We start from the raw sequence: 13677 nt of genomic DNA on the forward strand, positions 1-13677 counted from the left end.
TTATATCTCCTTCAGTGATGTTATAAGGTCATCAATAAGCTCCTCTGCCTTTGAAAGCACTTCACTTATCTCCTTATCGGTTATGTCCGGAAAATGTATGCCTGCAGTGAGGATTGTCGTGTTATGGGTGGCAGAAGTTATCTTCCTTGCTGCATCAAGTGCAATGGCATCATCTCTGTGGGAGGGCAATGTGATGACTGAAGAGGATGCATGTCCGTGTGTATTGTCATAGTACCCAACAGCAACTGCGCCCACATGTCCATCTCCTCCTGTGAGTGTCACTATGATGTCATCTCCGAGATTCCTATGTTCCAGTACAAGTTCTCCCCGACTTGTTAGTTTTGTTATTATTGGCAAATTCATCCCTCAATGTCACTAAAACGATATTGTGTGGTTTCTTTTTTAGCACCGAAGAACTCGCGGGCTGCTTTACCCACAGCCTCTCTGTGCTCCTTTAAAGTGTAAACTCCCATCTTCCAATTGTCAAAATGTGCTTTTTCAAGGGTTGCAACGATGTTGGATGCTTCATCAAGACGCACCATCTTTCCGTTCATCTTGATCAATGCTTTCATTTCTGCAATTTCTGGTTTTTTCGGAATATCTATCAGTATCTCACGACTATCTATGCCTACCATGTCCGCTATCTCGTCCTCGGCCCTTTCCACCTTTCCACGATAACGCATTACTCCTTCTCCTACTACTTCGTGGCCTACGTGCAGGGCACGTTTGTAGAGCCTTCTCTCGTCAAGCCTTTTGGCTATCTCTCCTGCGTAATCGTCATCTGCTCTCATCAATTCAAATAGGGTGTCATCTTCCATCATTCTTAATTTGAAAGGATCAATACTGCCTTTGTCTATGAGGTGCTTCACTGCTCTTGTGAACATCGTTTCAGCTATTCTTGATACGTGATGGTAATAGACACTGGGGTGCATCAGAAATCGTGATACTAAAAGGGATTCAGCAGCTTTCAGGCCGCCTGCGTTGACAACAAGTTTGTTCTCGTAGAACTTCATCTCATGTATGAGGCGAACATAGTCCACAAGCCCGAAGGCCACGCCGGTATAATGTGCATCTCTTACAAGGTAGTCCATGCGGTCAACATCTATCTCACTATTGACTATCTTCCCAAGGTCGGTCTCGCCTTTTATGTGGGCTGCGATGGTCATTGGATCTAAGCCGTTATCCTGTAATATCTCGGCTATCTCTCCTTTCCTGAGGATCGGTTTGACATCTTCATGTCGTTCTCTGGTATATTGTTTGATCAGGCTCTCAGTTACGTGGGAAAGGGGTCCATGCCCGATGTCGTGAAGGAATGCTGCTGCACGAAGCTCCTCCTTTTCTTCATTTTCAATGGAATCGATCTGTGAGGTCAACATGGTGGCAAGGTGCATGACTCCAAGGGAATGTTCAAAACGAGTATGGTTCGCTCCAGGGTACACTAGATTCGAGAGTCCTAGCTGCTTTATTCTTCTCAGACGCTGCACTTGCGGAGTGTCTATCAGCGGTAAGATAAGTTCGTCCAGTTCTATATAGCCGTGTACCGGATCCCGGATAACCTTCATACCCTTTAAATAGACCTCATTATATAATCATGTTCCGTTAATGCATAATACTGAGGTTATATCATATGATCATATTTTCAGGTGGAACCGGTACTCCTAAGTTGCTCGATGGTCTAAGGCACATTGTTCCGGAAGATGAATTGACCGTTGTTGTGAACACTGCTGAAGATGTATGGGTGTCGGGAAACCTGATCACTCCTGATATCGATACCATACTCTATCTCCTGTCTGGCCGGATCGATCGGGATAAATGGTGGGGCGTTAAAGATGATACTTTCCAAACCCATGAGGCTATGAAAGAGCTTGGTCATGATGAAGGTATGATGATAGGTGATCTTGATCGTGCTACTCATGTCATGAGATCGGATCTATTGAGGCGGGGAATGTCCCTGTCTGGTTCTATACAAGAACTGCTTTCTGTATATGGGATAAATGTAAATGTGCTTCCAATGTCTGACGATCCTGTCCGTACAATGGTCGAGACTTCTTCTGGTAGTATCCATTTCCAGGATTTTTGGGTAAAACAGCACGGTGAACCGGAAGTTCTGTCCGTGGAACAGGAAGGCATTGAAGATGCTTCCATATGTCCGATGGTGCTTGAAGCGCTTGAGAATGACGATGAGGTTCTCATAGGCCCAAGCAACCCTATTACAAGCATAGGTCCGATCATTTCCCTTCCTGGTATGTCCAGGATACTCCGTAAGAAAAAAGTGGTTGCTGTAAGTCCTATCATTGGGAATGAAGCAGTCAGCGGCCCGGCGGGCAAGCTCATGGGTGCTCGTGGGTTTGATGTATCCTCAAGAGGTATTGCCGACTGTTATAGTGAATTTCTTGATGTCCTTGTACTCGATGATCGTGATACTGCTTCCACTGAACAATTTCAAAATATGGGTGTAGATGTCGTTTTTACAAATACGCTTATGAAGTCTCCTGAAATAAGTACAGATCTGTCAAAAGAGATCCTCTCCATTTTTGCGAAAATGTAAGTTGAAAATATGTTATTTTCAATTTAAACGATCGTTAAAAAAGCATCAATAAGCTGTCTGTTGAATGAAGGTGGTATGAGCGGGTTGGGGAGTGGGGGTACTTGAAAAGAATTAGTTACCCGCTCATCTAATTGCAAGAACTCCTTACTTGTATATACACATTGCGCCTTAAAACCCGGAAATTTACTGAAATTTTCAGTAAAGTAATAAATTTAGTCGATAAGTCGAGCCTCTATTTTGCTTAACACCAATTTTGTTCTCGATTTGATGAAATTGATTCGACCTGATATAATTTTATTGCACGTTGGGCAGGACATGTCTCAGTCAGGTTCTATACAAGAACTGCTTTCTGTATATCGGGTGTATGCAAATTTGCTTCCAATGTCTGATGATCCTGTCAGTATCATGGTCAACCTCCCTTCTGTTCCTATCCATTTCCTGGATCTTTGGATAAAATATACGTTGTTTCGGAAGTGCTGACCATCGAAAAGGAATGTATTGAAGATACTTCGATATGTCCGCTGGTGCTTGATTCGCTTGATGGCAATGGTGGGTTCTGATGGACTCGAGCAATCCTATTGCCTGCATGGGTGTAATTGTTTCCCTTTAATATGTGTCCAAGATCTTCTTGAAGAGGTTCTCTTCATTTTTGCGAACATGTAAGTTGAAAATATGTTATTTTCAATTTAGCAATTGTAAAAAAAAGCATCAATAAGATGTTTGTTGGATGAAGTGATATGAGCGGGTTGGGGAGTGGGGGGTACTTGAAAAGAATTAGTTACCCGCTCATCTAATTGCAAGAACTCCTTACTTGTATATACACGTTGCGCCTTAAAACCCGGAATTTTACTAATTTTTTAGTAAAATTATAAACTTATTAAATAAGTGCTAGGCCCATTTTGCTCAACAATAACTTTATTCTCAATTTGATGAGATCGCTTCAACAGGATCTAATCCTGCTGCACGCTGAGCAGGGTAGACTCCTGCGATCAGGTTAAGTAAAAAAACTCCTGCAACAGTTATAAAGATATCCATACTGTTGATTATCACTGGTATCCTCTCTATTCCATAGAAATCCGCAGGGACGCTATAGCTTCCTATCATCAGGGCTATTATTATTCCCGATACTGATCCGATGATCGCCCCTATTAATCCCAGTATCCCACTTTCAAGGATGAATATCCTGCGTATGGTGGATGCCGGTGTACCCATTGCCATAAGTATGCCTATTTCCCCTACCTTTTCCATAACGGTCATGTTCAATGTGCTTACAACGCCAAAAGAAGCTATCAGAAGGATGAGTCCCAGCATTATGTTATTGGCTGTTGTTTCAATGGCTATGGTCTGTAGTATTTCCGGGTTTGTCTGGGTCCACCCCTGTGCATCATACCCCATGTCCTTGATCTTACCTGCGATCTCCTGGTCCTTATTGTAGTCAGATGCCCTTATATTTATCAGATTGATGGCATCTCCTGAGTCGTAAAACTGCTGTGCGGTCCTGATGGATGTGTATGTGATCAGGTCATCTGCAGGACTGCCGGTATCAAATATCCCTATGACCTCAAATGACGTTGAGGTTGCAGTTGGAAAAGAGACGGATATGTCATCACCAACCCTTACTTCCAGATCTTCGGCAAGACCATCTCCTAATATGATCGTGTTCTTGGTATGTTCAAGGTTATAGAAATTTCCTTCGACCATATCTTGTGATATGCGGGATACCCTCTCTTCCTTTTCAGGATATACTCCCATTATAATTCCATTAAGTGTTTTATCCTTGTATCGAAATGAGGCTTCTCCTTGCAGCAAAGGGGATGCAGCTTTCACCCCTTCGATATCCTCGATCTCTTGTAAGATGCTATTATAAAAATGGATGTAGTCTTCTCCTTCATCAGGTGAAACGACTACATGTGGGAGTTTTTCAACAGTGACCTCATATATCTCTTCTGTGAAACCTGCTATGAAGGCATTTGAGACCACCAGTATCATTACCGCGATCCCAATTGCACTGATGGATATTAGGGATTGCCTCCTTCTGCTCTTTAAATGTCTCAGTGCAATGAATACTTCATATCTCATATGACCACTTTTTCAAGAGTGTCTTCTGCGGAGCACTATGGCTCCTGCAGCGATCGCTGTCAAAGCGGTCGCGATCAAGAATGATGGCGTGCTGTTCTCATCATTTGTTCCTTCCGGTATATCATTGGAAAATACCGTTACTTTCTCGACATCGATCACTGTTTCCTGTATGTCAAGGACATCTCCATCGTTTCCGATGATCTCTATTACCAGTTTGTACCTGCCTTCAGTAAGGCGTTTCTTCCAGATGGTCTCTACGGTCTCGTCATCTTCAGTTAGGAGGATGGGTGATCTCATGATCGCAGACTCCCTGATCTCGTCGCTGTTCTCATTGTAAACTGTGAAACGAACATATCCATCAAAAGGCACTTGTGAATTTCCGGCAATTGTGGCACTGGCACCGATCTCATCCTTATATATGTCAGTGATCTCTGCATCATCCATTGATGTGAACGTGTCTGTGGCCACAATGATCGATACCGGGTCCGATATGCGTACTTTCACACGCCCTGTATATTCTTTGTTATTTGCCAGAAGGGTGTTCCACCCTTTGTTCACTGTTAATGGATTTGTATGGATCGATACCTTTTCGTCCTTTGTAAGATATATTATATCATTTCCTTCCACTAGCATGTATTCAATATCGACCAGACTTGCGTCAGTTGGTTTGATCACTGCGCTGACACCTTCGGAATTGGAGATCATGCCTTCAAAGATGACATCCGGGATGATCTGTCTACCGTGAATGAACTCATATTCTGTGGAGCATACCTCTTCTTTTCCATTGAATATCTGTGCATCTATCTGATATGCTCCGTCAGGGGTGCTAGTGGTATGCCATTGGACGAATTTAATTATGTTTGAGTTCGCTTCGATCCTGTCAATGGGTATCGTTGCCTTGTCAATGGCTATGCCTTTCTGTAAAAGCTGTACCTCCAGTGTATGATCTTCCACCGTTCTTGAAGAAGCTATTGTTATATCACAGGACTCAATGTCGCTGTATATCTCCTGAATGACTATACCACTCTCCGCAGCCGATGCACCTGCGGTTGTCAATGCCAAAAATATTGTTAGTAAATATATGATAGGTATGGTCCTTCTACACTTCATGGCGTTTCCTCTTCGTACTCAATAAAAAGGTGCTCTTAATCGTATTTATAAAGTATCCATGTAGCATTTTATACAATTTTGGGATGGGCAAAGTGGTGGCTGCATATGTGGGCAGGTGGTTTTGATCACAATAAACTGCAAATTATCATCACCTCATTTATACCTGGGTTATTATATTCTTTTGCAGGATAATCAATGTCGGATAGCTTTAAACGAATTCGTAGTTTAAGATATGGATATATATGAACGGATCATTTCTGCTATATAGGAGATATATTACAATGACAAGATATACAGGAATGGGAATTCTCGTACTGTTAACAATCGTTGCAGTCACGGTGGCAGCATTTTCCATGGGCTGCACGGATACAGGCACTATCGATGAAACTCCAGATGTCGATAATACGGTGGCTTCAGGAACTGTCTTTTCTGAAGAAGCGAACAGTACTGAGATCTCTCTCATTATGGGTGACAGTATAGTTCTGAAGCTCAATGAGAATCCCTCAACAGGTTTTTCGTGGGATCTTTCTCTCCCCGAAGGCATTGTGCTGGTAAAAGATGAGTTCGTAGGTCCGGATGAGCCAATGCCGGGTGCTGGCGGTGTGCACGAATGGACCCTCAAAGCTGTATCTGAGGGAAATTATCAGATAAATGCTATTTACAAGAGATCCTGGGAGAACGTGACCGGTGATGAGGATACTTTCAGTATGGGTATAGTCGTTCTGGATGATACGCTTGCATCCGATGACAATGATGTGGAATATGTCGTCGGTGATGCTGTTGTGGATGATGTTCAGATAATGGTCATGGAATCATTCCCTCTTCAGATCAGTGTGACCGCAATCGGGAATCTGCCCGATGGTTGCACTTTCATCGATGAGGGGAACATTGAGATCATTAATACTGGAAATGGTTTTGATATTGCCTTGAAGGCCAAAAGACCAAAGGACCTGGTATGTACTCAGGCACTTGTTCCTTTTGAAGTGAACATTCCTCTGGATGTTTATGGGCTCGAAAAGGGCGTTTATACTGTAAATGTGAATGGTGTCACTGATACGTTTGAGTTCACCGTTGACAATGTGATGGAATGAGGTTCTTGAGAACCTCTTTTAATTCATATTTTCTTCATTCACTTCCTCTTCCGGGAATATTCCAAGACGTACTCTTATGAAGTTGTACATTTCCTGTGCGATGTCTATGCCACAACAGCTTTCCACGCCTTCGAATCCGGGGGAGGAATTCGCTTCACATACCTTGAAGTGTTCCCCGTCGAAGAGCAGGTCTATTCCTGCAATTTCAAGACCGAAAACATTTGCAGTTTCAGTAGCCAGCCATTCTATCTCAGGTGTCATTTCAAAGGACCTTACCATCCCCCCTCTTGAGAAATTAGCTTTGAAATCCCCTTCCTTTGCAACCCTTTCCATGCAGGCTACGGCACGTCCTCCAATGATAATGACTCGAAGATCCCTTCCCATACTGGTACTTACGAATTCCTGCAGGATGAAATTGACGTTGCTCTTTGTTGAACGTATCAGTTCCATGAGGTCAATGAAGTTGGATCTGCTTCCTGAGAGGAACACTCCGCTTCCCATTGAACCTGATAGGGCTTTTACGACCAAGGGAAAGCCAAATTGGTCTTCAACAAGGTTGACATTGAGAGGATGTTTCGCGAGCATTGTCTTCGGGAACGCGATGTCCGCTTTGGCGAGTATCTGGTGGGAATAAAGCTTGTCCTTAACGGTTTCAATGCTCTGGGACGAGTTGAATGTGTGGACTCCAAGACTTTCCAGATGTCTTATGATCGCCAGTGCGTAGTATGAGGTTTCCGCTCCCATTCTGGGCAACAGGAAATCCGGAAGGGATACTGTCTCTCCATCCAAAAGGATGCTCTTTCGGTCATCCCTTGTGACTATGAGCTCGAATTGTTCGGGTGTTAATACCTTCATCTCGATGTTGTTCTTTTCAGCAACTTCAAGAAGTTGGTTTATTTCATAGGTTTCCGGCTTCAATTCCAGCTCGGAATGCTTGTATAAGATCCATCCTTTCATTTTTCATCCCTCGTTTTAGGGCGGGAATATCCTTTGAGGATATAAGAGATTTGGATAGCTGATATATGATTATTAAATAATTTAGATTTAGATCTATGGTTTTTTGTGTCTGTGGAATTCCTCAAATAAACAAAAGTATCACTACCTTGAACTTCAAATTTTTACTTTGTCTCTGTTCTTTCCTAGCCAAATTTCGACATGCATATAATTTTATTCATATGTCTCAATTCTTTTATGGGTTAACAATCGTTAACAGCATAAACAAACCTCTAATTTATATATTACCTATCTCATTTTATTCTAAAATTAACTCGTAATAATCAGATTGTGGTGGATAGCGATTTGAAAACCGTTTGAGTCAGAATTCAACAAGGATCTCATTTTGAAGTTCCTCTATGAATTAATGTGGATCTGCGGTATGGTGTGCTTTACTTTTGCTTGTGTTAGTGGATACTTTAGATGCCGTCTGCTTGCTCCACAATCCATCAAAATCCGTTTTATTAGATTGGAATTATTGGAAGGTGATGTGGTACATGGGCTTATACAAAGGTGACTTAAATCTCAGTGGTGATAATTGCGGACAGTTGTCAAAGGGCGACATCTTCTCCGTGCTGCAGAACGATCGCAGAAGGTGTTTTCTGGAGATCCTTAATACCAATGGTGGCAGTAGCCTTCGCTCCATCTCAGAAGAGATAGCCCGGATGGAATCAGGAACCACTGCTCCTGCAAGTAAAGTGAGAAAGAGCATATACGTCTCCCTGCTCCAGACCCATCTGCCAAAGATGGAGGCGATGGGTATCGTGAAATATGACCGGGAGGCAGACAGGGTCGAACTCACACACAGAGCCAATAATTTTAGTGTTTATCTGGAGACCGTTGAAAAGGGTAACATCCCCTGGAGCCATTATTACGTGGGCCTGAGCATTGTGGTGCTGTTTGGCAGCCTACTTGTATTTTTAGGATTCTTTGACTGGTTCTCTTCGATTCAGTGGCTATTCTTCGTGGATATGTTATTCCTCATCTCATCGGTTGTCCACCTTGCCCACATGAAAAAGATCAGGATATGAGAGGTATCCACACGTTAATCCTGTTAACGAACTATTACTAACTCTTTAATTAACAAAGCCTATTGATACTGGTAATGTCTCATTATCAGCAAATTATGCCCGGTAATCCGCCAATAACTATATCAAAAAAATCCCTTGTGGTGTCGTCGATAGACCGATGAAGTAACGGGGCTTCCCGGTGACTCATCTGTTCGATCCGACCGGAAACATTGCAGGATATTGCCTGAAGTTTCTGATCTATAAATAATATAGGTGATACGAAATGGTAAACAAAAGCATATTTTTAAGTCTTCTTTTAATTGGCGTGGTGGCAGCATCCGCTGGTGCAGGCACATGGGCAGCATTCAGTGACGTAGAGACAAGTACAGGTAACACATTCACTGCTGGGACAATGAACCTTCTCATAGATAATGTTGAAGCAGAAGCAGTTGGTCATTTTGTAGTAAACCCAACATACCCAGGGGACTATTGTTCAGCTGAGGTTCCTATTACTAATGAAGGTAATATTAATGGTATTCTTTCATTAAGAGTAGTAAACCTTGTTGACAATGAAAATAATCAAAACGCACCAGAAGCTGCTGTTGATGAAACTGCTGGAACTTATGATGGCGAATTGAGCAAAAAATTAGATGTTGTCATAGTAGAACAACTAGAAGACGGTTCAGAGGAATCAGTTTTCAGTGGCACACTTAGAGAACTTAGGAATGAAGGTTGGATAAACCTTGGTTTGCTTGAAGGCCCCGAAACAAGAAACTTCAAATTGAGCTACTCAGTTGATGAAAATGTGGGCAATGTGATTCAGAGTGACAGCGCTGTTTTTGACATAACAGTGAAGCTTGAACAGGACATGGATAACTAAATATCAATCTAAAATGTGGGGGTCTAGCCCCACTTATATTTATAAAACGAAAATAACTGATTGTCATATGAATCTTTATAATATTATATTCACAATATTGTTTTTCATAATTATTTCTCCTATAGTTTGTACTTTTTTATCAGTAGGTCCCCTTCATTTTATGATTGTCACTGGTGCCAGCATGGAGCCTACAATAACAGAAAACGATATAATTGTGGTCAAAGAAGCCGATATACATCAACTTAAAGTTGGAGATGTTATTTCATATTATCAAAAGCTTGAATATTTTGAAAAACCTGTTATAGTCACTCATAGGATGGTTGGTGTTAATGATGATGGTTTTAGGACTAAAGGTGATGCTTATGGGGAAGCTGATAGTTACAGAGTTGCACAAGAGGATGTGATTGGCAAATTACTCTTCAAAATTCCTTTTATAGGTGCGCTGGTTCATTTTGCAAGTACTGGGACTGGATTAATTGTACTTGTAATCCTGCCTGCCTTAACTATGATCTTGCAGGAAGTACACAATATCATTGGATATAGGAGGGTTTAAGATAAACGTTTTTGTAAAACTTGTTCTTTTTGGGATGTTGCTTATGAGCATCTCTTCAATTAGTGGTACCTATTCCTATTTCAGCGACGTAGAATGCAGTGCAGACAACATCGTCACGATGGGCACGTGGTACTCTCAGGCTGATTATCTTGAGGTTGATGTTTCAAAGGTCCATCTTACGGGTAGTGGTGATCAGTCGAAGCTCTATGGGATGTCTATTGAGAATAACGGATACAAGGGAATAACTATTGATAAGATACAAGTCGGATGGAATATCTCGATGGTTGATGTAAACAATATTGTTCTGATCAAAGTAAACGGTGATTCTATATTCATTGGCAGTGATCCCTCGGGTAGTTTGGTCAACTGTGATGATTTCACTCTTGATGAAAATTCCTCTTCAAAAGTTATGCTAAATTTTGATGGGAATGTCGAAGGTCCTTTCATGATCGATTTTATCATGAAAGACAGTTCGAGGAAATATGTATATTTTGACGTGGTGAAATGAGGAAGAACGTCCTGCTGGCAGTAGCTTTTATATTTGCTCTGTTAGTGGGGGCTAACTTCATACTTCCCATCATCACAGGCTCTTCCCAGCTTCTCATTGTGTTAAGTGGGAGCATGCACCCTGTGATGAGGGTTGGCGACATGGTGGTCGTAAATTCTGCAGAAGCTGATGGGGTCGAGTTGGGCGATGTGATCTGTTTCCTGGATCCTGGTGGTGACCCCAACATAATGATAACTCACAGGGTGATGTCCATGGAGGAAGGTGATGAGCGTGTCTTCCAGACAAAGGGTGATGCCAACGAGGAACAGGATGATTATCTGGTCCCGGCGTCCAAACTTGTGGGCAAGATGGTCTTTGTCATACCCTTTGCAGGTTACCTTCCTGCTGCGAGCAAGAACTCATTGTTGTTTTTAGTAACGATCATACTGCCAGCTTCCGTTTTGATCCTCGATGAGGTGAAAAAGATAATCCAGGCCAGTAATCCTGTCAGTGCCCGTAAGATGGAAAGGGAAAAAAGGAAAAGTAGGAGAGTGATGCCTAATGTCGTACATGGCAGGGTACTTGGAGGAGTTGCATTGAGTTCCATGCTGCTTTTGATGATACTTGTTGCTCCAAACCTGGGTGGGAATGGTTACACTACTCTTGAAGAAGAATACGTTTTCAAAAATAATGGTTATCTTTCATCTGTTTCAGTGATAACGCCTGATGATACTACTCAAAGACTTGCTATCGAACCGTGGTATTCAGTGATTCCCCGAATGAATGAATCAGTTGTAACGACTTCATCTGATCCGATGGGTGTGGGCGTGACCTCGGTACCGTATATAGTGCCGGTACTATGGATCATTTTACTGGCTCAGATTGATCCATATCTTCCTGCATTCTTTATTATAGTTCTCTATTCATCTCTTGCTATCGTCCTTTCCACACCTTTATGGTTCAGGAGAACAAAAACAAAGGGAATTAGGATCAATTTGATGCTCCGTCGTGTGTCCCGAAGCTTGAGAAGATTTCATTTAATGTGATAATTTATTTCATATGGCAGCCATGCAGAATCAATAAATTCATATGTATTATCAAAACTATTATGTGTGATTGCAAAACGGTATATTTGAGGGATCGAACTGAATGTAATATATCTTAAACTCAGGAATCAGGTTTTACAGAACACCAGGATCATATCTGTAGTACTTGGGGTATTGCTTATTCTATCGGTATCTTGGATCTGTATGGAATATAGTGAAAATAATCAATACCATGACGAGCGGGTCATAGCTTCATCATATGCTCATTCAGCCAATTATGATTTTACTGCACCTGTTACTCTCTCAAATCCCATATATGCCCGGGGTAAGATCCTGGATTCCGGCCAGCCGGCATACTTCTTCAGCGTATCTCCGACCATGGACGTTTTTTTCACATACTCAATCGATTCTATGGACTTTGTACAGATCGATGTGGATTGTGATACATTCGTAGTTGCCACCACCACTGGCAATGTGGGTGGGAAAGACAAAGTATTCTGGCAGAAGAAGTATCCTGTTGCCACTGGTCCGCTCAAGATCGGGGATAATGGTGAGTTCTCATATAACTTCTCTTTGAACGTTCCTGAAATTCAATCAAAGATCAAGGATGTGCAGAGTGAGATCGGCTACTCTCAGGGCGCAAAGGTCGAAGTTGTCACATATGTAGCATATAATGGCAATGTGAACGGCAAGAATGTCGAAGGTGTAGAAGAATTTAGCATGCCTCTTATTATCAGTTCTTCATTCTACCAGATTCCTCTGGATCTTGATTTTAGGAATACTGTTGATAACTATGAGACTCTAAAGGTGAAAAATGTACCATCTATCTCAGTGCTGGTGCTCCCAATTCTTTCATTCTTTTCAAGCATTGTTCTTATCTTGTTATTTGGTCTGATCAGGAAACAGGATGAAGTTCCTCTTTCACATATCAGACAGTTGGAGGTGGAAAGCGAACATGCCAAGTTCAAAGATTTCATCAGCAAAGGCAGTCTTCCTGTTGAGGTAGGTTCATTGATGGAGGTGGGCTTATCCTCTCTTCAGGACCTTGTGGATGCTGCTGTAGACATGGATGCAAGGGTTATACATGATCCACAAAAAGATGTCTATTTTATGATCCACAGCGGGATAATTTTCAGGTTCAATGCCGGTGCGGATGTGCAGGATACGGACTGCACTTAATGCATCATTGTGATCGGATCTTACTTTAGGGGACAAATTCAAGAATCAGGATCTTGATAATTTTGTCTTCCTTTTTTATTCTTGATTCTCTATGTTTCTCAGTTCAAAATTTCAAATTGTGTAAACTCAAAAGCTATTTGCAGCATATGGTCTAAAATTAATCAGTGGAACAATGTCTATAATTGAGATCGATTGCTGCCGAGCTTATTGTAATACTTGCCGTGAGTTCAGGAAAAAGAACTTTCGCGGATGCAGGCTGTGCTATCCAAAAATATAAAAAAGTGTTAAAAATTTTATAGATGTAAAATAATCCATTCCGGATATCCGGAATGAAAACTTATTCTTCCTCAGAAGGTGTCTCGATCTCAACTATCTCGGCATCAATGGCATTGTTCTTGACAGACTTTATGCCATTCATGCAGCCCGCTTTGGTCGCATAGCCCTGACCTGTTGCTACGATCTCTCCATTCTTTGCTTTGAGCCTGAACCTGTATTTTCCACTCTTGTCAGTATATACTTCAAATTTTGGCATATTCTCCCCCTTTTCAGTAAAACGATCTATTTACAATGTTTTACACATCGGCAAAACGCTGATGTGTTACTCCCATTAAATTCTTGTGCGGTTTGGCTTAAATACTTTTCGTCCAGAAAGGTTGTGGGGCAAAAATAAGCAAAAACATTGTTTCTTCTTTTTTAACCCT

The 13677-nt window shown here is 41.8% G+C and carries 14 protein-coding genes; 8 read left to right on the top strand and 6 right to left on the bottom strand.

Annotation, left to right across the window (positions count from 1 at the left end):
* Together lpdD and AC20MK_RS01840 are read right to left on the bottom strand one after the other, a co-directional pair.
* Entirely contained in the window at nucleotides 1-363 is a 363-nt protein-coding gene (gene lpdD / locus AC20MK_RS01835) for a prenylated flavin chaperone LpdD (RefSeq protein ID WP_487356315.1), read from the bottom strand.
* On the bottom strand, nucleotides 360-1562 hold the full coding sequence (locus AC20MK_RS01840) for an HD domain-containing protein (protein ID WP_487356316.1): 1203 nt from the start codon (nucleotides 1560-1562) through the stop codon (nucleotides 360-362). The genes lpdD and AC20MK_RS01840 overlap by 4 nt, the downstream gene beginning before the upstream one ends.
* 65 nt (nucleotides 1563-1627) lie before the next feature.
* Here AC20MK_RS01840 and cofD point away from each other — a divergent pair, with 65 nt between their 5' ends.
* On the top strand, nucleotides 1628-2548 hold the full coding sequence (gene cofD / locus AC20MK_RS01845) for a 2-phospho-L-lactate transferase (RefSeq protein ID WP_487356317.1): 921 nt from the start codon (nucleotides 1628-1630) through the stop codon (nucleotides 2546-2548).
* A 921-nt stretch (nucleotides 2549-3469) separates the two neighbouring features.
* On the opposite strand, the gene AC20MK_RS01850 is transcribed toward cofD, so the two are convergent.
* Both AC20MK_RS01850 and AC20MK_RS01855 read right to left on the bottom strand, forming a co-directional pair.
* Nucleotides 3470-4627, bottom strand: coding sequence for an ABC transporter permease (locus AC20MK_RS01850; protein ID WP_487356318.1), 1158 nt, complete (start codon nucleotides 4625-4627; stop codon nucleotides 3470-3472).
* 12 nt (nucleotides 4628-4639) lie between these two features.
* Nucleotides 4640-5689: a hypothetical protein gene (locus AC20MK_RS01855; RefSeq protein WP_487356319.1), complete on the bottom strand. Its 1050-nt coding sequence runs from the start codon at nucleotides 5687-5689 to the stop codon at nucleotides 4640-4642.
* Between the two features lie 329 nt (nucleotides 5690-6018).
* Between AC20MK_RS01855 and AC20MK_RS01860 the strand changes: the two genes are divergently transcribed.
* Nucleotides 6019-6828 carry a protease inhibitor I42 family protein gene (locus AC20MK_RS01860; RefSeq protein ID WP_487356320.1) on the top strand — a complete coding sequence of 270 codons (810 nt, stop codon included), beginning with the start codon at nucleotides 6019-6021 and terminating at the stop codon, nucleotides 6826-6828.
* 18 nt (nucleotides 6829-6846) lie between these two features.
* On the opposite strand, the gene AC20MK_RS01865 is transcribed toward AC20MK_RS01860, so the two are convergent.
* Nucleotides 6847-7785 (bottom strand): ATP-grasp domain-containing protein, encoded by a 939-nt coding sequence (locus tag AC20MK_RS01865; protein ID WP_487356321.1) that lies wholly within the window; start codon nucleotides 7783-7785, stop codon nucleotides 6847-6849.
* Between the two features lie 533 nt (nucleotides 7786-8318).
* Here AC20MK_RS01865 and AC20MK_RS01870 point away from each other — a divergent pair.
* The 6 genes from AC20MK_RS01870 (at nucleotide 8319) to AC20MK_RS01895 (ending at nucleotide 12976) form a co-directional block, all read left to right on the top strand.
* Nucleotides 8319-8852: a DUF7344 domain-containing protein gene (locus AC20MK_RS01870; protein WP_487356322.1), complete on the top strand. Its 534-nt coding sequence runs from the start codon at nucleotides 8319-8321 to the stop codon at nucleotides 8850-8852.
* A gap of 262 nt (nucleotides 8853-9114) precedes the next feature.
* Nucleotides 9115-9711: a TasA family protein gene (locus tag AC20MK_RS01875; protein WP_487356323.1), complete on the top strand. Its 597-nt coding sequence runs from the start codon at nucleotides 9115-9117 to the stop codon at nucleotides 9709-9711.
* Between the two features lie 67 nt (nucleotides 9712-9778).
* Complete coding sequence (locus tag AC20MK_RS01880; protein WP_487356324.1) at nucleotides 9779-10264, top strand: signal peptidase I; 486 nt, start codon at nucleotides 9779-9781, stop codon at nucleotides 10262-10264.
* A gap of 43 nt (nucleotides 10265-10307) precedes the next feature.
* Entirely contained in the window at nucleotides 10308-10772 is a 465-nt protein-coding gene (locus AC20MK_RS01885; protein ID WP_487356325.1) for a SipW-dependent-type signal peptide-containing protein, read from the top strand.
* Nucleotides 10769-11797 (top strand): signal peptidase I, encoded by a 1029-nt coding sequence (locus tag AC20MK_RS01890; RefSeq protein ID WP_487356326.1) that lies wholly within the window; start codon nucleotides 10769-10771, stop codon nucleotides 11795-11797. Before AC20MK_RS01885 ends, AC20MK_RS01890 begins: the two co-directional genes overlap by 4 nt.
* 204 nt (nucleotides 11798-12001) lie before the next feature.
* Nucleotides 12002-12976 (top strand): DUF5305 domain-containing protein, encoded by a 975-nt coding sequence (locus AC20MK_RS01895; RefSeq protein ID WP_487356327.1) that lies wholly within the window; start codon nucleotides 12002-12004, stop codon nucleotides 12974-12976.
* 337 nt (nucleotides 12977-13313) lie between these two features.
* Here AC20MK_RS01895 and AC20MK_RS01900 read toward each other — a convergent pair whose 3' ends face one another.
* Nucleotides 13314-13508: a YegP family protein gene (locus tag AC20MK_RS01900; protein WP_487356328.1), complete on the bottom strand. Its 195-nt coding sequence runs from the start codon at nucleotides 13506-13508 to the stop codon at nucleotides 13314-13316.
* Nucleotides 13509-13677: the final 169 nt, after the last annotated feature.

The organism is Methanococcoides sp. DA23 (assembly GCF_057593895.1).

Coding starts and splice junctions, on each gene's coding strand:
- lpdD (WP_487356315.1), bottom strand. CDS start 363: ATGAATTTGCCAATAATAACAAAACTAACAAGTCGGGGAGAACTTGTA.
- AC20MK_RS01840 (WP_487356316.1), bottom strand. CDS start 1,562: ATGAAGGTTATCCGGGATCCGGTACACGGCTATATAGAACTGGACGAA.
- cofD (WP_487356317.1), top strand. CDS start 1,628: ATGATCATATTTTCAGGTGGAACCGGTACTCCTAAGTTGCTCGATGGT.
- AC20MK_RS01850 (WP_487356318.1), bottom strand. CDS start 4,627: ATGAGATATGAAGTATTCATTGCACTGAGACATTTAAAGAGCAGAAGG.
- AC20MK_RS01860 (WP_487356320.1), top strand. CDS start 6,019: ATGACAAGATATACAGGAATGGGAATTCTCGTACTGTTAACAATCGTT.
- AC20MK_RS01865 (WP_487356321.1), bottom strand. CDS start 7,785: ATGAAAGGATGGATCTTATACAAGCATTCCGAGCTGGAATTGAAGCCG.
- AC20MK_RS01870 (WP_487356322.1), top strand. CDS start 8,319: ATGGGCTTATACAAAGGTGACTTAAATCTCAGTGGTGATAATTGCGGA.
- AC20MK_RS01875 (WP_487356323.1), top strand. CDS start 9,115: ATGGTAAACAAAAGCATATTTTTAAGTCTTCTTTTAATTGGCGTGGTG.
- AC20MK_RS01880 (WP_487356324.1), top strand. CDS start 9,779: ATGAATCTTTATAATATTATATTCACAATATTGTTTTTCATAATTATT.
- AC20MK_RS01885 (WP_487356325.1), top strand. CDS start 10,308: ATGAGCATCTCTTCAATTAGTGGTACCTATTCCTATTTCAGCGACGTA.
- AC20MK_RS01890 (WP_487356326.1), top strand. CDS start 10,769: ATGAGGAAGAACGTCCTGCTGGCAGTAGCTTTTATATTTGCTCTGTTA.
- AC20MK_RS01895 (WP_487356327.1), top strand. CDS start 12,002: ATGGAATATAGTGAAAATAATCAATACCATGACGAGCGGGTCATAGCT.
- AC20MK_RS01900 (WP_487356328.1), bottom strand. CDS start 13,508: ATGCCAAAATTTGAAGTATATACTGACAAGAGTGGAAAATACAGGTTC.